This is a genomic window from Patulibacter brassicae (assembly GCF_033949425.1).
GTDB lineage: Bacteria > Actinomycetota > Thermoleophilia > Solirubrobacterales > Solirubrobacteraceae > Patulibacter > Patulibacter brassicae.
On the sequence record NZ_JAXAVX010000001.1, the window covers coordinates 891,175 to 915,375 of the forward strand.

General features: G+C 75.8%; 20 protein-coding genes. 10 read left to right on the plus strand and 10 right to left on the minus strand.

All coding sequences use genetic code 11. From position 1 onward, the window contains the following. Window positions 1-29 precede the first annotated feature (29 nt). Window positions 30-2,609 carry an NHL repeat-containing protein gene (locus SK069_RS04090; RefSeq protein WP_319952908.1) on the plus strand — a complete coding sequence of 860 codons (2,580 nt, stop codon included), beginning with the start codon at window positions 30-32 and terminating at the stop codon, window positions 2,607-2,609. Between the two features lie 95 nt (window positions 2,610-2,704). On the opposite strand, the gene SK069_RS04095 is transcribed toward SK069_RS04090, so the two are convergent. Further along, complete coding sequence (locus SK069_RS04095; RefSeq protein ID WP_319952909.1) at window positions 2,705-5,125, minus strand: FdhF/YdeP family oxidoreductase; 2,421 nt, start codon at window positions 5,123-5,125, stop codon at window positions 2,705-2,707. Beyond that, the gene (gene fdhD / locus SK069_RS04100) at window positions 5,122-5,988 is read right to left on the minus strand and encodes a formate dehydrogenase accessory sulfurtransferase FdhD (RefSeq protein ID WP_319952910.1); all 867 of its coding nucleotides are present in this window, start codon (window positions 5,986-5,988) and stop codon (window positions 5,122-5,124) included. The genes SK069_RS04095 and fdhD overlap by 4 nt, the downstream gene beginning before the upstream one ends. A gap of 175 nt (window positions 5,989-6,163) precedes the next feature. On the opposite strand from fdhD, the gene SK069_RS04105 reads away from it, so the two are divergent. Next, window positions 6,164-7,396, plus strand: a complete 1,233-nt coding sequence (locus SK069_RS04105) for a saccharopine dehydrogenase family protein (protein WP_319952911.1) — start codon at window positions 6,164-6,166, stop codon at window positions 7,394-7,396. Between the two features lie 57 nt (window positions 7,397-7,453). On the opposite strand, the gene SK069_RS04110 is transcribed toward SK069_RS04105, so the two are convergent. Genes SK069_RS04110 through SK069_RS04120 form a run of 3 tightly spaced genes read right to left on the minus strand, consistent with a single transcriptional unit; the run spans window position 7,454 to window position 10,017 of the window. Continuing rightward, window positions 7,454-8,347, minus strand: coding sequence for a LysR family transcriptional regulator (locus tag SK069_RS04110; protein WP_319952912.1), 894 nt, complete (start codon window positions 8,345-8,347; stop codon window positions 7,454-7,456). Continuing rightward, window positions 8,344-8,985, minus strand: a complete 642-nt coding sequence (locus tag SK069_RS04115) for a TetR/AcrR family transcriptional regulator (RefSeq protein WP_319952913.1) — start codon at window positions 8,983-8,985, stop codon at window positions 8,344-8,346. Before SK069_RS04115 ends, SK069_RS04110 begins: the two co-directional genes overlap by 4 nt. A 15-nt stretch (window positions 8,986-9,000) precedes the next feature. Next, the gene (locus tag SK069_RS04120) at window positions 9,001-10,017 is read right to left on the minus strand and encodes a GlxA family transcriptional regulator (RefSeq protein ID WP_319952914.1); all 1,017 of its coding nucleotides are present in this window, start codon (window positions 10,015-10,017) and stop codon (window positions 9,001-9,003) included. Window positions 10,018-10,100: 83 nt separating this feature from the next. On the opposite strand from SK069_RS04120, the gene SK069_RS04125 reads away from it, so the two are divergent. The 8 genes from SK069_RS04125 (at window position 10,101) to SK069_RS04160 (ending at window position 16,317) form a co-directional block, all read left to right on the plus strand. Next, complete coding sequence (locus SK069_RS04125; protein WP_319952915.1) at window positions 10,101-10,532, plus strand: hypothetical protein; 432 nt, start codon at window positions 10,101-10,103, stop codon at window positions 10,530-10,532. A 66-nt stretch (window positions 10,533-10,598) separates the two neighbouring features. Further along, the gene (locus SK069_RS04130; RefSeq protein ID WP_319952916.1) at window positions 10,599-11,324 is read left to right on the plus strand and encodes a hypothetical protein; all 726 of its coding nucleotides are present in this window, start codon (window positions 10,599-10,601) and stop codon (window positions 11,322-11,324) included. 18 nt (window positions 11,325-11,342) lie between these two features. After that, complete coding sequence (locus SK069_RS04135; RefSeq protein ID WP_319952917.1) at window positions 11,343-11,786, plus strand: hypothetical protein; 444 nt, start codon at window positions 11,343-11,345, stop codon at window positions 11,784-11,786. Window positions 11,787-11,889: 103 nt separating this feature from the next. Further along, window positions 11,890-13,143 (plus strand): acyl-CoA dehydrogenase family protein, encoded by a 1,254-nt coding sequence (locus SK069_RS04140; RefSeq protein ID WP_319952918.1) that lies wholly within the window; start codon window positions 11,890-11,892, stop codon window positions 13,141-13,143. A gap of 7 nt (window positions 13,144-13,150) precedes the next feature. Continuing rightward, window positions 13,151-14,200, plus strand: a complete 1,050-nt coding sequence (locus tag SK069_RS04145) for a phosphotransferase family protein (RefSeq protein WP_319952919.1) — start codon at window positions 13,151-13,153, stop codon at window positions 14,198-14,200. A gap of 119 nt (window positions 14,201-14,319) precedes the next feature. Beyond that, window positions 14,320-15,312, plus strand: coding sequence for a VOC family protein (locus SK069_RS04150; RefSeq protein WP_319952920.1), 993 nt, complete (start codon window positions 14,320-14,322; stop codon window positions 15,310-15,312). Beyond that, window positions 15,309-15,968, plus strand: coding sequence for an alpha/beta hydrolase (locus SK069_RS04155; RefSeq protein ID WP_319952921.1), 660 nt, complete (start codon window positions 15,309-15,311; stop codon window positions 15,966-15,968). Before SK069_RS04150 ends, SK069_RS04155 begins: the two co-directional genes overlap by 4 nt. A gap of 160 nt (window positions 15,969-16,128) precedes the next feature. Next, the gene (locus tag SK069_RS04160; protein WP_319952922.1) at window positions 16,129-16,317 is read left to right on the plus strand and encodes a CsbD family protein; all 189 of its coding nucleotides are present in this window, start codon (window positions 16,129-16,131) and stop codon (window positions 16,315-16,317) included. Between the two features lie 188 nt (window positions 16,318-16,505). Here SK069_RS04160 and SK069_RS04165 read toward each other — a convergent pair whose 3' ends face one another. From SK069_RS04165 to SK069_RS04185, 5 genes are all read right to left on the minus strand, one after another. Then, window positions 16,506-17,519, minus strand: coding sequence for a hypothetical protein (locus tag SK069_RS04165; RefSeq protein ID WP_319952923.1), 1,014 nt, complete (start codon window positions 17,517-17,519; stop codon window positions 16,506-16,508). Next, window positions 17,516-19,201: an ABC transporter ATP-binding protein/permease gene (locus SK069_RS04170; RefSeq protein WP_319952924.1), complete on the minus strand. Its 1,686-nt coding sequence runs from the start codon at window positions 19,199-19,201 to the stop codon at window positions 17,516-17,518. Before SK069_RS04170 ends, SK069_RS04165 begins: the two co-directional genes overlap by 4 nt. Window positions 19,202-19,253: 52 nt before the next feature. Continuing rightward, on the minus strand, window positions 19,254-21,755 hold the full coding sequence (locus tag SK069_RS04175; RefSeq protein WP_319952925.1) for a lytic murein transglycosylase: 2,502 nt from the start codon (window positions 21,753-21,755) through the stop codon (window positions 19,254-19,256). A gap of 292 nt (window positions 21,756-22,047) precedes the next feature. Then, the gene (locus tag SK069_RS04180) at window positions 22,048-22,797 is read right to left on the minus strand and encodes a hypothetical protein (protein ID WP_319952926.1); all 750 of its coding nucleotides are present in this window, start codon (window positions 22,795-22,797) and stop codon (window positions 22,048-22,050) included. A gap of 177 nt (window positions 22,798-22,974) precedes the next feature. Next, entirely contained in the window at window positions 22,975-24,036 is a 1,062-nt protein-coding gene (locus tag SK069_RS04185) for an NEW3 domain-containing protein (RefSeq protein WP_319952927.1), read from the minus strand. Window positions 24,037-24,201 lie beyond the last annotated feature (165 nt).

Consider the following 24,201-nt stretch of genomic DNA (forward strand, 5'->3'; position numbering starts at 1 on the left):
TCGGCCCGAGCGGGCACCATCCGACCGCGATGCTCCGTCGCCCATCACCGCCCGTCCGGCACGGCGTGCCGGTGCTGCTGGCCGCCGCGCTGCTCTCGGCGCTCCTCGTGCTCGTCCTCGCCGCTCGGCCGGCCGGCGCCGCGCCGCCCACGATGCTCGCCACCCCGATCGGCGAGCCCGCGCGCGCCGGTGGCGTGCTGCGGTTCCCGCAGGCGGTGGCGATCGACCCGCGCAACGGCGAGGTCGTCGTCGGCGACCAGTACAGCGGGACGATCCAGGTCTTCTCCCCGACCGGGGAGCCGCGGCGGTCGTTCGGCGGGCTGAGCCTGCGCGGGGAGCTCGGCCGCTTCGACGTCGTCGGCGGCGTGGCGATGGACCGCAACGGCCGGCTCTTCGTCCTCGACAGCACGAACGACCGGATCCAGGTGCTCGCCGTCGACGACGGGCGGCTGCTCACGACGATCGGCGCCGACGCCGGGATGAAGCTCCTCACCGGCGGACGGCCGGACCGCGGGATCGTCGCCGGCGGGATCGCCGTGCACCAGGAGGCGCCGGGGCGCTCCGTCGTCGTCTTCGTCGCCGACAGCGCCAACCATCGCGTCGTGCGCTGGACGCTGGACCCCGTGTCGCTGCGCCCGTACGGCCCACCGGCCACGACCTCGCGCGCCGCCGGGGTGAACCTGCAGTACCCGCAGGGCCTCGCCGTCGATCCCTCCGGCTCGCGGCTCTACGTCGCCGACAACCAGCACCACCGGATCCTGCGCCTCGGCGCCCGGTCGCTGAAGGTCCAGGCGCGCGCCGGCACCTACGGCCGCGGCCCGGGCGAGATCAACGCGCCCTACGACGTCGCCGTCGACACGCGCAACCGCCTCTACATCGCCGACAACCTCAACGGGCGCCTGAACATCCACGACGCCACGACGCTCGAGTACGTCGGCACCGCCGGCGGGCGAGGGCGGACCGTCGGGCGCTTCGCGATCGTGCGCGCGGTCGCGACCTCGCCGACCGACCCCGCCGGCGGCGCGGTCGTCGCGGACACGTCGAACAACCGCATCCAGCGGGTCCGGCCCGACGGCACGGTCTGGGCGGCGTGGGGCATCGCCGGACGCGGACCGGGCTACTTCACGCGGCCCAAGGGCGTCGCGGTCGCGGCGGACGGGACGATCGCCGTCGCCGACACGTTCGTGCACCGCGTCTCGCTCACCGCCGCCGACGGCACGTACGTCGGGCAGCGCGCGTGGGTCAGCCCGTCGACCGACTTCCCGCACTGGGGCAAGGAGCACCCGCAGCAGATGCTGCTGCCCGGCGACGTCGCCTTCGACACGGCCGGCGCGCTGTGGACCGCCGACACGTACAACGACCGCGTGCAGCGGATGGCCCCGGACGGGACCGTCGTGCTCGTGAGCCGCCGCGGCCTGCTGAAGCGGCCGCGCAGCATCGCGGCGGCGCCCGACGGCACGGTCTGGATCGCCGACACGAGCAACGCCCGGGTCGTGCGGATGCTGCCCGACGGCAACGTCCAGGAGCTGCGCGGCAACCTCGGCTCGCCGTACGCGGTGACCGTCGGCCCGAGCGGCCGCGGCCTCGTCGCGACGGCCACGACGATCCGCGACGTCGTGACGAACGAGCGGATCCCCCCGCCGCCCGGGGCCTCCGCGTGGGCGCGGCCCGTCGGGCTGGCCCTCGCCGCCGACGGCACGCTCTACGTCGCCGAGGAGCGCCCGAAGGTCCCCGGCGGCGCGCGCCTGCTGCGCGGCACGCCGGACGGGCGCGGCGGACGCACCTGGGACGTCCTCGCGGCCGAGACGAGCCACTCCGTGCCGATCGTCGAGCCGGGGAACATCGCCCTCACCCCCGACGGCGAGACGCTGCTCGTCGCCGACGCGGGCCAGGACCGCGTCCTGCGCTTCGACGTCCAGGGCAAGCGCCCGCCCGTCCTGCAGCAGGTGAGCGTCGCGCTCGAGGGCGGCGGGGCGTCGCGCGGGACGGTGACGAGCGACCCGCCCGGGATCGACTGCGGCACCGACTGCGGCCAGGGCATCGCGCCGACGCGCGCGGTGACGCTCACCGCGCGGCCCCACGCGGGCTCGACCTTCATGGGCTGGGGCGGCGCGTGCGCCGCGGCGACCGTCGGCCCGACCTGCACGCTGGACCTCAGCCAGGCGCGCCACGCGACCGCGCGGTTCGAGGCGACGCCGCCGCCGGCGGTGCGCATCCGCGGCCTGCGCGTGACCCCCGCCCGCTGGCACCTGACGCGCCGGAAGGGCCCGCGGTCGCGCCGGCCGATGACCCGCGCCCGCCTCGAGGTGACGCTGAACGCCGAGGCGCGCGTCCGGCTCGAGGTGCTGCAGGCCCGCCCGGGTCGGCGCGCCGGCAAGCGCTGCGTGGCCCTCCGTCGCGGCGCCCGGACGCGCAAGCCGTGCACGCGGTTCGCGGTCCTGTCGCAGCGCCGCACGCTGAAGCTCATCGAGGGCCGCACGACCGTCGACGTCGGGCCGCGGGTGCGGGGCCGGACGCTCGCGCCGGGTCGCTACCGCCTGCGCCTCACCGCGACGAACGCCGGCGGCGAGCACGTCCGCACGACCCGCTCGATCCGCATCACCCGCTGAGGCGAGCCGTCCCGGCGGCTGCGTGGCCGCCGGGGCGAGCGCCTCCCACCCGCGCGCGGGCCCACCGCGACGTGCGGCGGCTCGCGGGCAGGCCGTCAGGCGACCGCCGGCGCGGACGCGTCGCTCGGGCCGACCGGCTCGAGGCGCACGACGATCCCCTTCGACGTCGGCGTGTTGCTCGTCGTCGCGGTGCTGTCCAGCGGCACGAGCGGGTTCGTCTCCGGGTAGTAGGCCGCCGCGCAGCCGCGGGCGGTCGGGTACGCGACGAGGCGGAACCGCTCGGCGCGCCGCTCGCCGTCGGCCCACTCCGAGACGAGGTCGACGAGCGCGCCGTCGCGCAGTCCGCGCGCGGCCAGGTCGTCGGGGTGCACGAGGACGACGCGGCGACCGCGCTTGATCCCGCGGTAGCGATCGTCGAGGCCGTAGATCGTCGTGTTGTACTGATCGTGCGAGCGCAGCGACTGCAGCAGCAGCCGCCCCGGTGGCACCTCGAGCACCTCCAGCGCGTTGACGGTCAGCCGGGCCTTCCCGGTCTCGGTCTCGAACCGTCGCTCGTCGCGCGGCGGATGCGGCAGGACGAACCCGTGGGGCCAGCGCGCGCGGCGCCGGAAGTCCTCGAAGCCGGGAACGACCTCGGCGATCCGATCGCGGATCCGGTCGTAGTCGGCGGCCAGCCCCTCCCAGTCGACCGCGGCCGGATCGCCGGCCGGCGCCGCTCCGTCGCCGCCGTCCGCACCGGGAGGCGGGCCGAACCGCGCCCGGGCGATCGCGGCGACGATGTCGACCTCGCTGCGCACGGCGTCCGACGGCGGGGCGAAGCGGCCGCGCGAGGGGTGCACGACGCTCATCGAGTCCTCGACGGTGACGAACCGCGGCGCGCCGTCCGGGCCGAGGTCGCGGTCGGTGCGGCCGAGCGTCGGGAGGATCAGCGCCTCGCGTCCCGTCACGAGGTGCGAGCGGTTGAGCTTCGTCGAGACCTGGACGGTCAGCGCGCAGCGGGCGAGCGCCGCCTCGGTCACGGCGGTGTCGGGGGTGGCGGAGGCGAAGTTGCCGCCCATCGCGAAGAAGACGTCGACCCGCCCGTCGCGCATCGCCCGGATCGCGTCGACGACGTCGTGGCCGTGGCGACGCGGCATCGGCACGCCGAGGCTGCGCTCGAGCGCCGCGAGGAACGGCTCGGGCGGCTTCTCCCAGATCCCCATCGTCCGGTCCCCCTGGACGTTGGAGTGCCCGCGGACCGGGCAGACGCCCGCCCCGGGCCGTCCGATCGAGCCCCGCAGGAGCAGCGTGTTGACGACCTCGCGGATCGTCGGCACCGCGTGGCGGTGCTGCGTGAGCCCCATCGCCCAGCAGACGACGATCCGGTCGCTGCGCGCCACGAGGCCGGCCGCCTCCTCGATCTGGGCGCGCTCCAGCCCCGTGGCCCGCAGCACGGCGTCCCAGTCGAGGTCCCGCAGGTGCCCGGTGAGCGACTCCAGGCCGTCGCAGTGCTCGGCGAGGAACGCGTGGTCGAGCACCGTGCCGGGGGCGGCGTCCTCGGCCTCCAGCAGCAGCGCGTTGATCGCCTGGAAGAGCGCGAGGTCGCCGCCGAGGCGGACCTGCAGGAAGAGGTCGGTGAGCTCCGTGCCGCGCCCGACGTAGCCCCGCAGCCGCTGCGGGTTGTCGAACCGCTGCAGCCCCGCCTCCGGCAGCGGGTTGACCGTGACGATCGTCGCGCCGCGCTCCTTCGCCTGCTCCAGCGCGGTGAGCATCCGCGGGTGGTTCGTGCCCGGGTTCTGTCCCGCGACGACGATGAGGTCCGCGCCGACGACGTCGTTGATCGTCACCGACCCCTTCCCGATGCCGATCGTCTCGGTGAGCGCCGAGCCGGACGACTCGTGGCACATGTTCGAGCAGTCGGGCAGGTTGTTCGTGCCGTGGCAGCGCACGAGCGCCTGGTAGAGGAACGCCGCCTCGTTGCTCGTGCGGCCCGAGGTGTAGAAGACCGCCCGGTCGGGGTCGTCCGCCGCGCGCAGGTGACGACCGACGAGCGCGGTGGCGTCCTCCCAGGAGACCGGCCGGTAGTGCGTGTCGCCGGGCGCGAGGTGCATCGGCTCGGTGAGCCGCCCCTGCTGGCCGAGCCAGTGCTCCGTGCGCTGCCGCAGGTCCGCGACCGGGTGCCGCGCGAAGAACTCGCGGGTGATCGTGCGCAGCGTCGCCTCCTCGGCGACCGCCTTGATCCCGTTCTCGCAGAACTCGAGCGGCAGCTCGTGGCCCTCGGGCTCCGGCCACGCGCAGCCGGGACAGTCGAAGCCGCCGTCGTGGTGGTTCATGCGCCGGATCGCCCGCGCGGTGCGCGGCAGGCCGAGGTGGCGCAGCGACTGCCGGGCGATCGAGCGGGTCGCCGGCAGCCCGACGGCGTGGTCCAGCGGCGGGCCGACCTCGAGCTCGGCGTCGTCCTGCGCGACGTCGTGGTCGCCGGTCCGGCCCGGCAGCCGCCGGGCGAGCGGGATCCGCGGGCGGGGCGGCGTGCTCATCGGGCCGCCTCCGCGTCGAGCCCCAGCCGCTCGGGGTGGGCGTAGACGTTCGCCCGCTCGCCGCGGAGGAAGCCGACGAGCGTCACGCCGAGCGCGCGGGCGGCGTCGACCGCCAGGCTCGACGGCGCCGAGACCGCGCAGAGCACCGGCACGCCGGCGATCGCCGCCTTCTGGACGAGCTCGAGGCTCGCCCGGCCGGAGAGCAGGACGATCGCCGGCGGGGGCGTCGCCGGGTCGAGCACGCGCCGGCCGAGGAGCTTGTCCAGCGCGTTGTGGCGCCCCACGTCCTCGCGCAGCGCCAGGAGCGTGCCGTCGGCCGCGAACCCCGCGGCGGCGTGCAGGCCGCCGGTGGTCGCGAAGAGCCGCTGGTGCTCGCGCAGGCGCTCGGGCAGGGCGAAGAGCAGCGCCGGGTCGAGCGCGGGCCCGGCCGCGGGATCGAGCCCCGGGCAGCGCACCGCGAGCTCGTCGATCGTCGTGTGGCCGCAGAGCCCGCAGCTCGACGAGATCTCGATCCGGCGCCGCAGGCGGTCGCGCCGCAGCGGCGAGCGCAGCCGCACCTGGACGACGTTCTCCGCGTCGGGGCACGCGCGCGCGGCGGCGATCCCGTCCCCGAGCAGGCCCTCGGCGGCCAGCAACCCGGCCGCGAGCTCGAGGTCGTTGCCGGGGGTCCGCATCGTCACCGCCACCGCGACGGGCTCCTCCCCCGGCCCGGCGACCCGGACCTCCAGCGGCTCCTCCGTCGCGAGCCGGTCGCGACGGCGGCGGGCCGTCGAGCCGTCGAGCGCGATCACCGACACCGGGGTGGCGCCCGTGCGGCGGCTCCCCGCGGTCGCGTGCTCGGCGGGGACGGCGGGGGCGCGCATCGCTCCAGCCGACCACGCCGGGCGCCGGACGGCAATCGGAATCCGCCGCCCCGGGATCGACCCCGTCGATCACGGTGGCCCGGCACGGCGGTGTGCGGCCCTGCCGCCTCGGGCGGGCGCCGGGGTGCGGGTCCGCCCGTCGGCGCGCCGGGTCCCGCGGGATAGGGTCGTGGCCATGACGGAGCGCCGCGAGCACGACCTGGTCCTCTTCGGCGCGACGGGGTTCGTCGGCGCGCTGACCGCGGAGTACCTCGCCCGGGTCGCGCCCGACGGCCTGCGGATCGCGCTCGCCGGGCGCTCGGCGGCGAAGCTCGAGGCGGTCCGCGCCGGCCTGCCCGACGCGGCCCGCTCCTGGCCGGTGGTCGTGGCCGACAGCGGCGACGAGGCGCAGCTCGACGCGCTGGCCGCCTCGACCCGCGTCGTCCTCACCACCGTCGGCCCGTACGCGCGGCTCGGCCTGCCGCTCGTGGGCGCCTGCGCGCGGGCGGGCACGCACTACGCCGACCTCACCGGCGAGGTGCTGTTCATGCGCGCGACGATCGACGCGTGGGACGCGACGGCGCGGGAGAGCGGCGCCCGGATCGTCCACACCGCGGGCTTCGACTCGATCCCGTCCGACCTCGGCGTGCTCGCGCTGCACGAGGCCGTCGCCGCCGCCGGCGCGGGCGAGCTCGGGGACACCGAGCTCGTCGTCGTGGCGACGAAGGGCGGCTTCAGCGGCGGCACGATCGACTCGTTGCGCGGCCAGCTCGACGTCGTGCGCGCCGACCGCGACCAGCGGCGGATCGCGCTGGACCCCTACGGCCTCTCCCCCGACCGCGAGGCCGAGCCGGACCTCGGGCCGCAGCACGACCCGCGCAGCGTCACGCGCGGAGCCGACGGCCGGTGGCGCGCGCCGTTCCTCATGTCGACGATCAACACCCGCGTCGTGCGCCGCAGCAACGCGCTGCTCGGTCACGCCTACGGACGGACGTTCCGCTACCAGGAGTACCTGAGCGGCGGCCGGGGCCCGCGCGGCGCGGTCACCGCCGGGGTCGTCACCGGCGGCCTCGGAGCGCTCATGGCCGGGCTCGCGTTCGGGCCGACGCGCAAGCTCCTGGACCGCGTCCTGCCGGACCCGGGCGAGGGGCCGAGCGAGGAGCTGCGCCGCCGCGGCTTCTTCCGGATCGAGCTGACGACGACCACGACGAGCGGCCGGCGCTTCCGCTGCCGGGTGTCGGCGCAGGGCGACCCCGGCTACCAGGCGACGGCCGAGATGCTCGGGGAGACCGGCCTCGCGCTGGCCCTCGACGAGGAGCGGCTGCCCGACCGCGCCGGCGTCCTGACCCCGGCCACCGCGGTGGGCACGGTGCTCACCGACCGCCTGCGCGCGGTCGGCCACGTCTACGACGTCACCGAGGAGTCCTAGGCGTCGCGGCGGCGTCCCGGGCCACCGTCGGGCGCCTCGCCGCGCATCCCGGCCGGATCAGCCGCCGAGCGGGGTCGCGCCCGCGGCGGCCGCGAACGCGGCGACCATCGGCACCGGCGGGTCGCGGTCGAGCGCGACGAGGCCGACCGGCGAGCGGAGCTCCGGCGCGACGATCGGCAGGACCCGCGCGTCGGCGGGCGGGGTCAGCAGCGGCGTCCAGCGGTCGGCGACGATGCTGCTCCAGCCGTCCTGGACATGGGCCAGCAGCGCGCTGAGCGAGTCGGTCTCCAGCGCGACCTCCGGCGCGACCCCGGCGTCCTCCAGGGCCCGGTCGATGATCCGCCGGTTCTGCATCTCGGGCGTCAGGAGGCAGAGCCGCAGCCCGCCGAGCTCGTCCCAGCGGACCGCGTCGCGGCCGGCGAGCGCCGCGGCGTCGGTGCCCGAGGCCACGAGCCGGTAGCGCTCCGCGTAGAGCGCCCACGCGCGGCGGCCGTGCGCGACCTCGGCGTCGAGGTACGTCGCGGCGAGATCGAGCGCGAAGCCGTCGAGGTCGCGCTCGAGCTCCCGCGAGGTCGCCGAGCGCAGCTCCACGCGCAGGCCGGGGTGCTCGCGCAGGAGCCGCGACGCGACGCGCGAGACGGCCGGGAGCGTCGTCGGGATCGCCCCGACCCGCAGGACGCCGCCGCCCTCGCCGCGCAGCCGCGCGACGTCGTCGGCGAGGTCCCGCTGATCGGCGACGATCCGCCGCGCCCAGCGCAGCACGCGCTCGCCCTCCGGCGTCAGGCCCTCGTAGCGGCGGCCCCGGCGCACGAGCGGCAGGCCGAGCGCGGCCTCCAGCGCCTGGATCCCGGCGGAGAGCGTCGGCTGCGTGACGTGGCAGCGCTCGGCGGCGCGGCCGAAGTGCCGCTCGCCCTCGAGCGCGACGAGGTACTCGAGGTGCCGCGGGTTCATCGCCCGGCGGCGATCTCGGCCGCGAGGTCCCCGAAGCCCGCCACGAGCGCCGAGCAGTCCGCGACGAGCCGCTCGCGGTCGACCGGCAGCGCGCCGTCGACCCAGGCGACCATGAGCTCCGAGAGGCCGCCCGCCAGCAGCGTCGCGGCGATCCGGATCGTCGGCTCGGCGTCGGGCCCGGCCGGGTAGCGCTCCCGGCCGAGCGTCGCGATGATCTCCGCCAGGCCCGCCAGCGAGGCGGCCCGGCGCGGCGCGAGCGCCGGTGCCGCGTGCGCCTCGACGAGCAGCACCCGCGCCCGACGCGGGTCGCCGGTCAGCGCGTCGACCATCGTCCGGACGGCGGCGTCGGCCTGACCGGCGCGGTCGTCCGCCGGGACCGCGGCGATCGCGGCGAGGATCTCCTCGGTCACGAGCGCGGCGATCTCGTCGTAGACCTCGCCGGCGAGCGCCTCGAGGTTCGCGAAGCTCTCGTAGAAGAACCGGGTCGAGAGGCCGGCGGCCTCGCAGACCCCGCGGACCGTCGCGCCGGCCCAGCCGGCGTCGCCCAGCTGCGCCAGCCCGGCGTCCAGCAGCTGCCGTCGCCGCGCGCGCACGCGCTCGTCGGCGGTCTGGCCTCCGTAGACGCGGGCCGTGCTCACCGCGCCATTATGGCCTCACGCCGCGACGCCGCGGGCGTCGTCGCCCCGAGCGCGGAACGCCTCGCGGTAGCGCTGCGGGCTCACGCCGACCACCCGCGCGAACCGCTGGCGGAAGCTCGCGCCCGAGCCGAAGCCGGTCCGGCGCGCGACGCCGGCGATCGGCTCGTCGGTCGCCTCGAGGAGCTGCTGGGCGCGGCGCACGCGGGCCCGCAGGAGCCACTGCAACGGCGTCGTCCCGGTCTGCTCGCGGAACCGCCGGGTGAGGGTGCGCGGGCTGACGTGCGCGCGGGCCGCGAGGTCCTCCACGGCGAGGTCGTCGGCGAGGTGCCGCTCGATCCACGCCAGCAGCGGCGCGAGCGACGCGCCCGGATCCGGTGGGGGCTCGTGGTCGACGAACTGCGACTGCCCGCCGGCCCGCTCCGGGGCCATCACCGCCGCGCGCGCCGTGGCCGCGGCGACCGCGGGTCCGTGGTCGCGCCGTACGAGGTGCAGGCAGAGGTCCATGCCGGCCGCTGCGCCGGCGGAGGTGAGGATCGCCCCCTCGTCGACGTACAGGACGTCCGGATCGACGGTCACGCGCGGGAAGCGGCGGGCGAGCTCGGCGACGCCCTTCCAGTGGGTCGTCGCGCGACGGCCGTCGAGCAGCCCCGCCTGGGCGAGCACGAACGCCCCGCTGCAGACCGACGCGACCCGCGCGCCCCCGGCGGCCGCGTCGCGCAGCGCGTCGAGCGCCGGGACGGGGACCGGCGCCAGCGGGTCGCGGACGCCCGGCACGACCACCGTGGCGGCGCGGCGGAGGGCGTCGAGGCCGTGCGGCGCGCAGAGCGCGAAGGCCCCCGCGTCGACCGGCGTCGCGGGGTCCACCGCGCAGACCTCGACGCGGTACGCCGGCGAGCCGTCGGCGCGGGCCGTCCAGCCGAACGCGTCGCACGGGATCGAGAGGTCGAACGGCACCACGCCGGGCAGGGCCAGCACGGCCACCGCGACCGGCGGGGTCGCGCCGTCGGGCACGGCGGAGCGCGTGGTGGACACGCCCGCACCGTAGCGCGCCTGTCCGGATCTCATCGCACCCCGTCGTTTCCGCCACGCCGGGTCGCCGTATCGTCGCCGCCGCGATGACGAAGCTCCTGCTCAGCCTCCACGTGATCGCCGCGATCGTCTGCGTCGGTCCGGTGACGCTGGCCGCGAGCCTCTTCCCGCGCCACGCGCGCCGCGCGAGCGCCGGCGACCCGGGCGACGCGACGATCGCGGTGACGATGCACCGCATCAGCCGTCGCTACGCGACGCTCGGGGTGCTCGTCCCGGTCCTGGGCCTCGCCACCGGCGCCGCGCTCGGCGTCCTCGGCGACGCGTGGCTCTCGGCGTCGATCCTCCTCACCGCGGCCGCGGCCGGCGTGCTCGTCGGCCTCGTGCTGCCGGGCCAGGAGCGCGCGCTCGCGGCGCCGCCTCCGGCGCGCCTCGCGATGCACGCCGGGCTCTTCAACGTCCTGTGGGCCGTGGTCGTCGTCCTGATGATCGTGCGCCCGGGCTCGACGACCGGGGCGTGACGTGCTGCGCCGCGGCCGGGCGCGGATCTTGAAACACAACGTTCCCCTTGGTTAGCATCGGGGGAGATGCACGGACCGCCGCCCCGGGCGACCCACCGCGCGATCGGCGTGGGCAACCTCGACGACGACGCGCTGCACGCGCGCCTGGCCGCCGAGCGCCACGTCGGCGACCCGCTCGCCGACGCCGCGGTCGTCGCCCTGCGCGCCGCGGGCGGGCGACGCGGGTGGCGCCTGCTGGACGACGCCCTGATCGCCGGCGCCGCCGGCGATCCACCTCCGGCCGCCCTGCCCGAGGCCGTGCGCGATCTGCTCGAGGCCGCCGCGACGATCCCGCCGTGGCTCGACCTGCCGCTCGTGCGCGCCGGCGCGAGCGCCCACTGGCGGGTCGGGTTCCTCGCCCAGACGATGGCCCTGACCTACGGGTCGCTCGCCTTCGGCTACCAGTACGCCGACCTCGCCCGTCCGCTCGTGATGACCGGGCGGCTGGAGCGGATGGTGCCGCGCCGGATCTCGGAGACGGCGCGCTGGGCGCTCGCCGCGACGACGCCCGGCGCGATGGCCCCGTGGCGCGACGGATGGGCGGCCACCGTCCGGGTCCGGATCGTCCATGCGCTCGTGCGCGCGCACCTCGCCCGGCGAGCGGACTGGCAGGCCGAGTGGGGCGTGCCGATCTCCTCCGCTGCGTCGCTGGCCACCGGGATCGGAGGCTTCCTCGTCGTGCCGCACGACGCGATGGCCGACCTCGGCGTGCGCGCGACGGACGCCGAGCGCGAGGCCCGGACCGCCCTCTAGCGCTGGATCAGCCACGTCATGGGCGCACCGACCGACCTGCTGCCGGCCTCGTGGGCCGAGGCGGTCCGCCTCGTCGACGCGCTCGAGCCGCTGATGGGCGAGCCGATCGACGGCAGCGCCGAGCTGCTCGACGCGCTGACCGGCCACGGCGCGCCCTCGGCCCAGGCCGTCCCGGGCCCTCCCGGCTGGGCGCTGCAGCGGCTGTCGACGACCGTCGGCCAGGCGCTCACCCGCCGCTGGATGGGCCGCGAGCGCGCCGACGCCCTGGGGGTCGGCGGGGCCGGGTTCGACCGCCTCGTGCCACTCGTCCGGCCGCTCTCGATCGCCGCGGGTGCCACGACGGCCACCGGCGTGCTCGGCTCCGACGAGCGGGTCGCCCGGCTGCAGATCGCCATGCTCGGCGGCTTCCTGGACCGCATCGGCGGCGCGTCCTCGCACCTGGCCCCCGCGGACGTCGCCTGAGCGGCGCCGCCCTCCGGCGAACCCCCGGTACCGGGGGGTACCACGATCCTCGCGCGCTGGTACCGTTCGGTACCGCCCGCTGCTTCCCGCCGAGGAGATCCCCGTGACCAGCCCCGCCAGCCCGCCGCTCGACGGCATCGGCTTCACCGTCCCGCCCGAGCTGCGCAGGATCCTCGACGAGGTCCGTGCCTTCGTCGCCGACGACGTCCTGCCGGCCGAGGCGCAGCTCGCCGATCACACCGACGACGCCGCGGTCTGGCCGGTCGTCGAGCAGCTGCGCGAGCGCGCCCGCGAGCGCGGGATCTACACGCCCCACATGCCCGAGGAGTGGGGCGGGCTCGGACTCGGCGTCACCGGCATGGCGCTCATCTCCCAGGAGGTCGGCGTGAGCTACCTCGCGCCGCTGGCCATCAACGCGATGGCCCCGGACGAGGGGAACATGCACACGTTCCTCATCGCCGGCAACGAGGAGCAGAACGAGCGGTGGCTGCGCCCGCTCGCCGAGGGCCGCATCCGCTCGTGCTTCGCGATGACCGAGCCGGACGTCGCCTCGTCGGACCCCCTGAACCTCGCCACCACGGCCGTCCGCGACGGCGACGAGTGGGTGCTCAACGGCCGCAAGTGGTTCATCACCGGCGCGATCGGTGCCTCGATCGCGATCGTGGTGGCGAAGACCGGCGACGACCCCGCCGCGCGCCATCGCAACTACTCCCTGATCCTCGTCCCGACCGACACCCCGGGCTGGGAGGTCGTCCGCGACCCCGACATCATGGGCGCGCACTTCGTCGGTGGCCACCCGGAGATCCGCCTGACCGACGTGCGGGTCCCGATCGGCAACCTGCTCGGCGGCGAGGGCGAGGGCTTCGTCATCTCGCAGAAGCGGCTCGCCGGGGGCCGGCTCGCGCACGCGATGCGCTGGATCGGCGTCTCGCAGCGGGCGGTGGACCTCACCGCCGCCCGGCTCCAGGAGCGCGAGGCCTTCGGCGGCGCGCTCTCGCAGCAGCAGGCGCTGCAGTTCTTCCTCGCCGACAGCGCGATCGACCTCTACGCCTCGCGGCTCATGGTCCTCAACGCGGCGTGGAAGGTCGAGCACGGCCTCCCCCACCGCCAGGAGATCGCGATGCTCAAGACGTTCGTCTCCGAGGCGTTCGGCCGGATCCTCGACCGCTGCGTCCAGATCTACGGCTCGCACGGCATCGCGACGGAGGACTTCCCGATCGGCCGCTGGTACGCCGACAGCCGCGCCGCCCGGATCTACGACGGCGCGAGCGAGGTGCACCGGATGACGATCGCGCGCACCCTGCTGAAGCTCGCCCGCGAGGGCTCCACGGCGTCCGGCTGCGGCGCCATCGACTGAGCCGGGCATGAGCGAGCGGACGTCCCCGGTCCCCGGGATCGAGCAGGAGCGGGTCGGCGCCTGGCTGCGCGCCCGCCTCCCCGGCGTGGCCGCGGACGCGGCGTTCTCCTACGCGCGGATCGGCGACGGCCGCTCGAACCTCACCTTCCGCGTGCAGGACGACGCCGGCGACCGCTGGGTGCTGCGCCGGCCGCCGCTCGGCCGGCGCCTGCGCGGCGCCCACGACATGGCGCGCGAGCACCGGCTGCTCGCGGCGCTGCACCCCGCGGGGGTGCGCGTGCCCCGGCCGCTGGGGCTCTGCGAGGACGAGGCGGTGACCGGCGCGCCGTTCTACGTCATGGAGCTCGCCGACGGCACCGTCGTCGCCGACCGCGACGACCTGGGTGCGCTCCCCGAGGCGCACCGCGCCACGACGAGCCGCTCGCTCGCCGAGGAGCTCGCCGCGCTGCACGCCGTCGACGTCGACGAGATCGGCCTCGGGGACCTCGCCCGCCGCGACGGCTACGCCGCCCGCCAGGTCCGCGGGTGGTGGCGGCAGTGGGAGGCCTCGCGCACCCGCGACGTCCCCGCGGTCGACCGCCTGCGCGACCGCCTCGAGGCCGCGGCGCCGACGCAGGACCACCTCGCGCTCGTCCACGGGGACTACAAGCTCGAGAACGTCGTCCTGCACGAGGACGGCACGGTCCAGGCGATCCTCGACTGGGAGCTCTGCACCCTCGGCGAGCCGCTCGCGGACCTCGGCACGATGCTCACGTACTGGAGCCGCCCGACCGACGATCCGGCCTGGGCGCTGGCCGGCGAGGCCGCGCCGACGCGCGCGGAGGGATTCCTCGATCGCGACGCGCTCGTGGCCGCCTACGCCGCAGCGTCCGGCGCCGACCTCGCGCGGCTCCCGTACTACGAGGCCCTCGCGGCGTGGCGGCTGGCGATCATCGTCCAGGGGGTCGTGAAGCGGTTCCGCGACAACCCCGCGAACGCGAACGTCCCGCCGGAGGAGCTCGACCCGAAGATCGACGCGCTCGCCGCGCGCGGCGAGGCGCTGCTCGACGCGGCCTGACCGCCCGAGCGCCGACGGCGAGACCGCGGGCATGTTGTTGCGTTCGCAACGACTTTGGTTTATCGTTGCTCTCGCAACCACTGGCCCCCGAGCGGGACCGCGAGCGAGAGGATCGGGCGATGCGCCTCGAAGGGCTCCACCACATCACGATGATCACCGGCGACGCGCGGGCGAACGTCGCCTTCTACGCCGACGTCCTCGGGCTGCGCCTCGTGAAGAAGACGGTGAACTTCGACGCGCCCGAGGCCTACCACCTGTACTTCGGCGACGAGCAGGGCTCGCCCGGATCGATCCTCACGTGGTTCGAGTTCGCCGGCGCGACCCCGGGCCGCGCCGGTGCCGGCATGGTCCACGAGATCGAGCTCGCGGTGCGCGGCGCCGCCGCGCTGGACTTCTGGGCCGGTCGCCTGGCCGTGCGCGGCCACGCGACCGAGCGCGTCGACGAGCGGCGCCTGCGCTTCCGCGATCCCGACGGCCTCGAGCTCGCGCTCGTCGTGCTCGACGCGGCGGTCCCCTCGCTGGCCGCCCAGCACCCGGACGTCCCCGCCGAGCACGCGATCGACGGCGTCGCCGGCGTGCGCGCCTACCCGCGCCGGCGCGCCGCCGACGAGACGCCGGAGGCCCTGGCGACCGCCGCCGAGCCCGACCGCGCGCTGCTCGTGGAGACGCTCGGCTTCGAGGAGGTCGGACCGGGCGCCTACCGCCTGGCCGGCAACGGGCGGCACGTCGCCTACGCCTACGACCGCGCGCCCGCCGAGCGGCCGGTGCCGGGCGCCGGCACCGTCCACCACATCGCCTGGCACAGCCGCGACGCCGACCACGAGGGCTGGCGCGCCCGCGTCGGCGAGGCGGGCCAGTTCGTGACGCCGATCATCGACCGCGACTACTTCGACGCGATCTACTTCCGCCAGCCGCAGGGGATCCTCTTCGAGATCGCCACGACCTCGCCGGGCTTCGCCGTCGACGAGCCCGCCGACCGGCTCGGCGAGGAGCTGCGCCTGCCGCGCCAGCACGAGCGGCTGCGCTCCGTGCTGCTGCAGCACCTGACCCCGATCGAGAACCCCCGCGCCGCCCGCCGGACGGCCGCGGGCGAGGAGGTGCCGTCCGCATGACCGTCCCGCCCGACCTCGTCCTCGCCGAGCGGCCCGCCGCCGGCGAGCCCGAGGGCCTGCTCGTGCTGCACCACGGTCGCGGGACGAGCGAGCAGGACCTCCTGCCGCTCGCCGACGAGCTCGACCCCGAGCGGCGGCTGCACGTGGCCGCCCCGCGCGGACCGCTGCAGCTGCCCGGCTGGCCCGGCTTCCACTGGTACGCGGTGCCGCGGGTCGGCTACCCGGACCCCGCGACGTACGCCGCCGCCTACGCCGCGCTGGCCCGCGTCCACGACGGCCTGTGGGCGCGGACGGGGATCGGCCCCGAGCGGACGGTCCTCTCCGGCTTCTCGATGGGCTCCGTCATGAGCTACGCGCTGGGCCTCGGTCCCGACCGGCCGCGGCCGGCGGGTCTGCTCATCCACGCCGGCTTCGTCCCGACCGTCCCGGGCTGGGAGCCCGACCTCGCCCACCGGCGCGGCCTGCCGGTGCGGATCAGCCACGGGAGCGCGGACCCGATCATGGACGTCGCCTTCGCCCACGACGCCCGTGAGCGGCTGACGGCCGCCGGCCTCGACGTCCGCTACGCCGAGCACGGCGGTGCCCACCACCTGGCGCCGTCCGACGCGCCGGCCGGCCGGGCGTTCCTCGACGAGGTCCTGCCGCCGCGCGGGTGAGTCCCGGCGGGCCGCCTCCCGGCGACCCACCGGACCTCCTCGCGTACGCCGACGACGCCGGCGAGGACGTGTTTCGTCGCCATCCCGCGCGGGTACGTGAGGGTCACGGGACGAGCGGCGACCCCGCCGCCCACCCGCTACCCCCGACGAGAGGATCGAGATGACCCCCGACACCGATCGCATCAAGGGCCAGGCCAAGGAGGCCGCCGGCGCCGTCACCGACGACGACGAGCTGCGCCGCGAGGGCAAGACCGACCAGGCCGTCGGGAAGGCCAAGGAGGCCCTCGACGACCTGCGCGAGAAGGCCGACGGCGCGGTCGACAAGGTCAAGGGCGCCATCGGCCGGTAGTCCCCAGCCGTCGGGCCGGCGCTCCCCCTCTCCGGCCCGCCGATCCCATCCCGCGCCTCCCGCGACCCGGCCCCGCCGGGTCGCGGTCGTTCCGGGGGCGCCCGCCGGCACCCCCGGGCGACGGCGCCGTCGCCCGCCGGGGCCCTCGGCGGTCGGTCGCGGCGCCGGGGTCCGGCAGCGCTCGCGCCTCAGAGGTCGGCGCGCACCGACGCCACGCGCTGCACGCCGAGGCTCGCGTGCGGGAGCTCCACCTCGCGCAGCCGGCCGCGTGCCGCGGGCGGCAGCCGCCGGGCCGCGTCCTCGCCGGCGAGCACCCGCCCCGGCCGCGCGGCCTTCGCCAGCGCGTGCGAGGCGTTGACCGCCATCCCGAAGAGGTCGCCGGCGCGCTCGACGACCGGCCCGCGCGCGAGGCCTCCGCGTGCGGCCAGCGGCAGCGCCGCCTGCAGCCGCGCGACGAGCTCGACCGCGACCGCCGCCACCGCCACGGTGTCGGTGCCGGAGAGGAAGACGCCGTCGCCGACGTACTTCACGACCTGCACCGGTCGACCGACGACGGCGTTCTGGGTCGCCTCGAAGAGCCCGTCGACGAGCGCCTCGAGCTCCGGCTCGCCGACCTGGCGCAGGTACGCCGTGGAGCCCACGAGATCGACCATCGCGATCGTCCGCTCCGGGGACGCCGTCGCCTCCTCCAGCGCGTCGCCGGCGAGCGCGACGCGCAGCGACTCGTGGAGCCCGAGCCGGTGGAAGAGCTGGAAGCCGGCCGCGCCCATGCCGTGCAGGCCCTCGAGGGTCGCCTCCAGGCGCGCGGGGCGCTCGGCCGCCGGGAGCCGTCGCAGCTCGTCGCGGACGATCGGCACCTCGGCCGAGACGATCCGGCTCATCGCGCGCACGTAGGCCTGCACGAGCGTCGGCAGCGCCTCGGTCGGGATGCGCGCCACCGACCGCTGCCGCAGGAGGGACGCGAGCTCGCGCTCGACGACCTCGCGCCGCACGTCGTCGAAGCCGGCCCGGCGGAGGGTCGCCGCGGCCTGCGGGCTGAGCTCGCCGCCGCGACCGGTCACGAGGCCCGCGTCCTCGAGCGCGTGCAGGACGCGGGAGATCGCCTGGCGCGCGCCGCCGTGGCGGTCGTCGCCGAGACCGAGGCGCCGCTCGAGGACGGCCGCCAGCTCGGCAGCGAGCCCGGCGGCGTCCTCGTCGCTCACGACTGCGCCTGGGGCGCGTCCACGACGTCGTACTCGTCGTAGACGGCACCGAGCAACCGCCGGTCCAGCACGACCGCCGAGACGAACAGCACGACGATCGTCAGCAGGCCGATCATCACGAGCGGCCGGCCGATCCCGTCCTGGAAGAAGCTCGCCTCGAGCCCCGTCGCCGTGCGCAGCTCGTTGGAGATCCCGTCCCCGAGCTCGAGCGATCCGCCGATCCCGGCGAGCGCCCAGCGGGAGATCATGAGGTCCGACACGAGCCGGATCGGCTCGATCATCTGCGTCGGCGGGATCAGCGCGCCGGCGAGCAGCATCTGCGGGATCGCCACGAGCGGCAGCGCCGTCGTCGACTGGCCCGGGGTGCTGACCGCAGCGGACATGAGGAGCCCGATCCCGACGCTGCCCCACGCGACGGCGATCATCACGACCGTCACGCCGAGGTACTGGGTGAGCGGGCCGTCCGGCGGCTGCAGCATCGCGACCGGCACGACGAGGAGGAACGCCTCGAGCGCCACGAGCGGGAACAGGATCACGACCTTCGACACGAGGTAGCTGTCCAGCCGCACCCCGACGGCGACCTCGCGCAGCAGCTGCTCGCGCTCGCGAGCGATCTCGCGGCAGGCGCTGATGAGCCCCAGCCAGATCGCGCCGATGACCATCATGAACGTCAGCAGGACGCCGTAGAAGGTGCCCAGCACGGAGTCCGAGAGGATGTTCGACGGCACTGTGAGCCCGATCGCCAGGCCGATCAGCGGCGCCTGGACGATGAGCAGCGCGAGCGAGCGCGAGTCGCGGCGCAGGCACAGCGCGTAGCGCGAGGCGAGCGTCCGGATCTGCGCCCCGGCGGGCGGCAGGCCGGCGCGCGGCGCGGGGCTCTCCGCCTCGGCGGGCACGGCGGCGAGCGGCCCGTCGGCCGGCACCGGCAGCTGATCGACGGCCGTGTAGACCTCGTCGATCGCCTCGACCCCGAAGTGCCGCAGCACCTCGTCGTGGCTGCCGGTGAACGCGATCCGGCCGCCGGGGGCCATGACGGCGATCCGGTCGCACAGCCGGAGGCTGCTCGTCGCGTGGGTCGAGAGCAGGACGGCGAGGCCCCGGTCGGCGAGCTCGCGCATCTGCTGCATGAGCCGGCGCTCGAGTCCCGGGTCCAGGCCGGTCGTCGGCTCGTCGAGCACGAGCACCGACGGTCGACCGACGAGCTCGGTGCCGACGCCCACGCGGCGGCGCTGGCCGTCGGAGAGGTCGCGCACGCGGTGGTCGGCGCGGTCGGTCATGTGCAGCTCGCCGAGGACCGCCTCGACGCGCGCGTGGCGCTCCTCCTCCGAGACGTCGTTGCCCCGCAGGGCGGCGGCGTAGCGCAGCGCCTCGCGAACGGTGAGCTGCGGGTGGACGAGGTCGCCCGTCGGGACGTAGCCGACCTCGTCGGTGCACTGCCAGATCGGGCGCCCACCGATGTCGATCGCCCCGGCGCTCGCGGCGTTGACGCCGGCGAGGACCCGCAGCAGGGTCGACTTGCCGGCGCCGCTGGCGCCGATGACGGCCACGAGCTCGCCCGGCGCGACCGCGAGGTCGGCGCCGCGGACGAGGACCTGGCCGCCGGCTTGGACGTGGACGGCGCGGCCGCGGAGGCCGGTGCTCGCGGTCGGCGCAGCGGTGGAGGACGGCGCGGCGGCGGACATCACCGCCGATCCTCCCGCATCTGCGGGTCGGGCCGCGCCGTCCATCGAGCGGTCAGTCGTCCTTCCCGCTCGTCTTCGGGGTCTTGATGGCGTACTTCGACGGCGACGTGAGCACCGTCGGGTTGTCGATCTCGCTGATCCGATCGATCAGCTTGATCCACTGACCCGGCTTCAGCACCTGCTCGACCTGCTTGCCGAGGCGCTTGCTGCCGGTGATCTGCGGCCGATACCCCACATGGATGTGATCGTCGTGATCCGGCAGCGACAACGTGTTGTCAGTACCGGGATAGGTCATCAACGAGATGATCTGGTGTGGCTTCATCGCCCCCTGCAACTGCAGGATCAACCGGTTCGTCTGATCGGTGATCGACCCCGCACCCTGCGTCCCACGCTCGATCCGGATCCCGTTCACCGCCGCGATATCCACCGCGGTGCCGGTCGAGTGCTCGGACACGTTGCCGGACTTCGACAGGATCGAATGCCCCGACTTCAGCGACGTGATCTGCAGCCGCAGGCCGTTGGCGGTCAGGTACTCCAGCAGCGCGAGGACGCGCCGGTCGATCGCGCCGCGCTCGATGTCCTGGCGGCCCGCGCCGTAGATGTCGAGGTCCTTGTTGGCCAGGACGCGCTGCACGAGCTGCTCCTTGCTCATGAGCAGCACCTGGCCGGCGGACGCGTTCTCGCCGAAGAACGCGCTCGTGCCCTTCGCGCGATAGACCGCGGTGGACTCCAGCAACTTCCACCCATCCAGCACGGGCTTCGGGTCGATCCGCGGCGCGCCCTTGCCCACGGGGCGGATCTCGAACACGAGGTGCGGATCGCCGGTGCGCGTGGTCTGCCCGATGCGGCCCAGGACGGTGCCCGCGAGCACGCGCGAGCCCTTCTTCAGCCGCTTCAGCGTCACGTCCTTCGCGGACAGGCCGTGCAGCGCCGAGAGGTACGAGGAGTAGCCGCCCGAGGACAGCCGGTCGTTGGCGACCTGCTCGGCACCACCGTGCTGCTGGACGGCCGGCCGCAGCGGGTTCGCGAAGACCCGCTGCTTCGCCCCAGCGACTGCGGCGTCGGCGGCAGCCGTAGGACGGTCGCTCGCGGCGGCCCGCGCCGCGGCACGCACGTCGCGCTGGCTCCCGGCCGACGCCGCCGACGTGGGCTTGGGGTCCTTCCCCGGCTCGGCGGCCGCGGCCGCACGCTGCTCGGCCCGCTTCACCGCGGCCGGCTTGGGGACCGGGTAGAAGGTCGAGACCTTCTTCAGGTTGCCGTAGGTGTACGTGTTGCCGTAGGCGTCGCGCAGCTGGACGAACCGTCCGAGGCGCGGGTTGCGCCCGACCTTCACGATCTCGCCGTCCTGCACCGCGACCGCCGCCGCACCGTTACGGGAGAACACCTGCAGCGAGTCGCGCCCCTTCTCGGCATCGACCGTCTTCGCCGCGTTCCTCGTCCGCTTGACCTTCTTGAGCTTCGTGACCGCGTCCGCATCAGCACCCGCGTAGCGCGCCTTCGCCGCGACGGGGAACACGCCCTGCGTCAGCCCCGTCAGCGACCCGACGAGATCCGGCGGCAACCCACCGATCAGACGCGCGCGCAACAGCACCGAATCGACGTACCAATCGGCGTGGTTGTACGCGAAGATCGCCTTCCTGAGGTCCTTCTCCGCCCCCGCGGCACGCAGATACCGCGCCGACGCGAAGATCGCATCGACCGGGTTGTACGGATCCTTCTCCCCGTCCCCGTTGGCGTCGACGCCGTAGGCCTTCCACGTCGCGGGCATGAACTGCATCCAGCCCAGCGCGCCCGCGGAGGAGACGTTGAGGTTGCGGCCGTAGTCGGTCTCGATCTCGTTGATCGCCGCGAGGATCTCCCACCGCACGCCGTACTGGATGCCCGCGGCCTGGTAGATCGGCAGCAGGAACGGCGGGATCCGGAACCGATCGATGAAGAAGTTCGGCACCCCCACCGGTGCGGGGCCCGGCAGCACCTCGACCGTCGAGGCATCCAGCGGATCGGGCGCCTCGGCCCGTGCGGCCCCCTCAGCCGCCACCGGCCGTCGACGCTCGCGCTCGCGCGTGACCTTCGTGCCGTCCGTGCGGTCCTCGGCAGCATCGGCGGCCGCCCGCGACTGCCGCCGCTCCTCGCGCCCAGCGCGACCGGCGGCGCTCGCCGCGGCCTCGCTGCCCGCGCGCGCCGCGGAGGCGCCGGCGGCCGCGGCCGCGCCGTCGGCGGACGGGCCTCCCGGCTGGCCCGCCGGCGCCGGCGTGGCGGCGGATCCCGCGCTGGAGCCGCTCGAGCCCCCGCCGCCGGTGACCTTCACCGCCGCGACCCCCAGATCCGGCAGGGGGATCTGGTCCAGCGGCGTCCCCGGCGGCACGTCGACGGTGATCGACACGACCTTGCCCCCGGCCAGCGTCACCTCGATCGTGCGCTGCTCCGCGGACGCCCCCGCGACCTGCCCGAGCCCCGCGGCCACGAGACCGGCGGAGCCGAGCCCGACGAGGGCCCGGCGACCCGGCAGACGGCGCCCGGGCTCGGCCGGGGATGGCCGTCGACGCGGGCTCACCGTGCGCCCTCCGGGCGCGCGCGGAGGCGCGCTCCGGCGGTCGGATGTCCAAGTGATGCCGTGAACGACGGCGGCGCAACAGTGCTCATGCAGCCTCTCCCGGGGCCGACCGTATCCGCACGACGGACTCGCGCAACAGGTCGGGCGGCACTCCCGAAGGCCACCGTAATGTGCCCGCGGCACCACCGACCACCCGCCGCAAGGGGGTTCGTGCTCCCCCGAACGGGGCGTGTTCGCCCGTCGCCACCCGCTGCGGCGGCCTCGGCGAGGGGCGTCGGCGGCGGCGAGCGGCTCAGCGACCGCGTCGCACGAGCGTCATCGTCCAGCGGACGGTCGTCGTGCCGGTGACGCCCGAGCCGCGGAGCTTCCAGGTGCGCCGCCCGAGCACGACGTGCTTGCCGAACCGCCGCGTCACGAGCTCGCGTGCGGGGATCCGGACCGTCGTCCTCGTCAGGTCCTCCTCATCGACGTCGGCGTGCGCGTGGAGCTCGCAGCGCGCGAACCGGTCCGGCGTCAGCGGGCCGAGCAGCGCCGGCGTCGACGCGACGCCGAGGCGACCGCGCTCGTAGGTGACGACGAAGCTTCGCGCTTGCCGCTTCGTCCCGCAGTCGCTCGGCCCGCGGTCCACGGGCGCGCTCGGGTTCTGCCCGCAGCTGCCCCCGATCGTCCGCGAGGTGACGTCCGCCGAGCGGGTGACGGTGCCGAGGGCGTCGCCCTCCTCGGCCAGCGGCCAGAGGAGGGCCACCTCCCCGCCCACGCGGTGCGCCTGCACGAGCACGGGCTTGTGCGTGCGCACCCGCAGGACCTGACGACCGCTGCCGGTGCTCTCCACGAGCGGCGAGCAGTCCCGCGCGCTCGCGCGCGGGACGAGCCGCCAGGTGGTCGTCTGCGTCGCGTCGATGGAGACGGCGTAGCGGACCGAGGTGACCGACGGGACGCGAGGCGCGGCGCCCGCCGCGAGCGGGACGATCGCCAGCAGCCCGGCGGCGAGGCCGCCCGCGCCGAGGGCGAGCAGCGGTGGACGGGGCGGGCTCGGGACCATGCCGGCCACGCTAGGCCGCGCGCCCTGGCGCGCCATCGGGGGAAGCCCCGCCCCGGGCCCCCCGGCCCGCCCGGCCCCGGACGGGGCGACGGGGCCGGGGCATCGCTGCCGCCGGCCCCGTCGGGTACCGCGCCGGGCGGGCCGGAGCGCGAGCCCCGGCGCGTCACGTGACCGGGATCAGCGCAGGCGCAGCGCGACCTTCTCGACGCTGCGGAGGCCGCCACCGACCGCGGTGACCGTGACCTTCGACGAGCGCGCCGCGGCCTTCGTGCTGCGGAGCTTGATCTTCACGCGCTTGCTCGCGCCCGGGGCGAGCGTGCCGACCTTGATCGTCTTCGTCGCCGCGGTGACGCCGCGCGGCGTCTTCACCCGCACGCGGACGCTGCTGACGGTCTGCTGGGTCGAGTTCGTGATCGTCGTGAACGTCGTCAGGGCCTGCCCGATGACGCCCTTGATGAGCGCCGGCAGGTCGACGCCGAGGAGCTGGACGGAGAGCTGCGAGGCCTGGGCGAGCAGGTCCTCGATCGAGACGTCGGGGATGCTCGGGTCCAGCGTCGACGTCGCCGCCTCGCACGCCTTCTGCGCCGTGTCGCTCGTGTCGCCGACCGGGGTGGCCGTCGGGAGCGTCTCGGTGGCGGTGCCGACGACCGGCACGCTCTCGCCGCCGGACTTCACGAGGCCCTTGACCGTCGCGCGGCTCGTGCTCGCCGGCTGGCCGCTGTCGAGCGCGAACTTGAAGACCTGGCTCGGCAGCTGGCAGACGTAGTTCCCCGCGCCGCCGATCGAGACGTTGAACTTCACGCCGATCGCGCCGGCGACGTCGAGCAGCGTCTTGATCGGGTCCGCCTTGCCCTCCAGCGGCGCCTTCGGGGTGAAGGAGACCGAGACGTTGAAGCCCGGCGCGTCGACCGCGAGGGTCATCGGCTTGAGGACGAGCGACGTCATCGGGATGACGATCGACTGCAGGACCTGGTTGACGACGCCGCCGAAGGCGCCGGTCAGGCTGCCGAGGATCTGCTGCGGGATCGACAGCAGCGGGCCGGCGATCGACGGGACGATGTTCGACAGCAGGCCGATGAACGGATCGAACAGGGCGCGCTGCTGCGCGGTCTTGCCGGTCGACGTCGTGGTGACCGCCGCGGTCTTCGGTGAACCAGCGTCCGCCGCGGCGGCCACGCCGGCGACTGGGCCGAGGGACAGCGCGCTGACGCACGCGCCGATCACGAGGGTGCGCTTCATGTGGTGCTCCGATCTGCCGGTCCGTGCCGACCGGCTCCCGTGGGGCGCTCCGTGACGTGCCGTCGCAGAGCGGTGACGGGGCGACCTTGGCGGCTCCCACCGCCGCGCTCCACCGCGATCAACGTCTGGTCGATGGGGGCTGGACGAGCGTCCGATCCCGCGGCC

Excerpts from the sequence above, each read along its gene's own strand:
- SK069_RS04090 (WP_319952908.1), top strand. The coding sequence starts at position 30 with ATGCTCCGTCGCCCATCACCGCCCGTCCGGCACGGCGTGCCGGTGCTG.
- SK069_RS04095 (WP_319952909.1), bottom strand. The coding sequence starts at position 5,125 with ATGAGCACGCCGCCCCGCCCGCGGATCCCGCTCGCCCGGCGGCTGCCG.
- fdhD (WP_319952910.1), bottom strand. The coding sequence starts at position 5,988 with ATGCGCGCCCCCGCCGTCCCCGCCGAGCACGCGACCGCGGGGAGCCGC.
- SK069_RS04105 (WP_319952911.1), top strand. The coding sequence starts at position 6,164 with ATGACGGAGCGCCGCGAGCACGACCTGGTCCTCTTCGGCGCGACGGGG.
- SK069_RS04110 (WP_319952912.1), bottom strand. The coding sequence starts at position 8,347 with ATGAACCCGCGGCACCTCGAGTACCTCGTCGCGCTCGAGGGCGAGCGG.
- SK069_RS04125 (WP_319952915.1), top strand. The coding sequence starts at position 10,101 with ATGACGAAGCTCCTGCTCAGCCTCCACGTGATCGCCGCGATCGTCTGC.
- SK069_RS04130 (WP_319952916.1), top strand. The coding sequence starts at position 10,599 with ATGCACGGACCGCCGCCCCGGGCGACCCACCGCGCGATCGGCGTGGGC.
- SK069_RS04135 (WP_319952917.1), top strand. The coding sequence starts at position 11,343 with ATGGGCGCACCGACCGACCTGCTGCCGGCCTCGTGGGCCGAGGCGGTC.
- SK069_RS04145 (WP_319952919.1), top strand. The coding sequence starts at position 13,151 with ATGAGCGAGCGGACGTCCCCGGTCCCCGGGATCGAGCAGGAGCGGGTC.
- SK069_RS04150 (WP_319952920.1), top strand. The coding sequence starts at position 14,320 with ATGCGCCTCGAAGGGCTCCACCACATCACGATGATCACCGGCGACGCG.
- SK069_RS04155 (WP_319952921.1), top strand. The coding sequence starts at position 15,309 with ATGACCGTCCCGCCCGACCTCGTCCTCGCCGAGCGGCCCGCCGCCGGC.
- SK069_RS04160 (WP_319952922.1), top strand. The coding sequence starts at position 16,129 with ATGACCCCCGACACCGATCGCATCAAGGGCCAGGCCAAGGAGGCCGCC.
- SK069_RS04170 (WP_319952924.1), bottom strand. The coding sequence starts at position 19,201 with ATGTCCGCCGCCGCGCCGTCCTCCACCGCTGCGCCGACCGCGAGCACC.
- SK069_RS04180 (WP_319952926.1), bottom strand. The coding sequence starts at position 22,797 with ATGGTCCCGAGCCCGCCCCGTCCACCGCTGCTCGCCCTCGGCGCGGGC.
- SK069_RS04185 (WP_319952927.1), bottom strand. The coding sequence starts at position 24,036 with ATGAAGCGCACCCTCGTGATCGGCGCGTGCGTCAGCGCGCTGTCCCTC.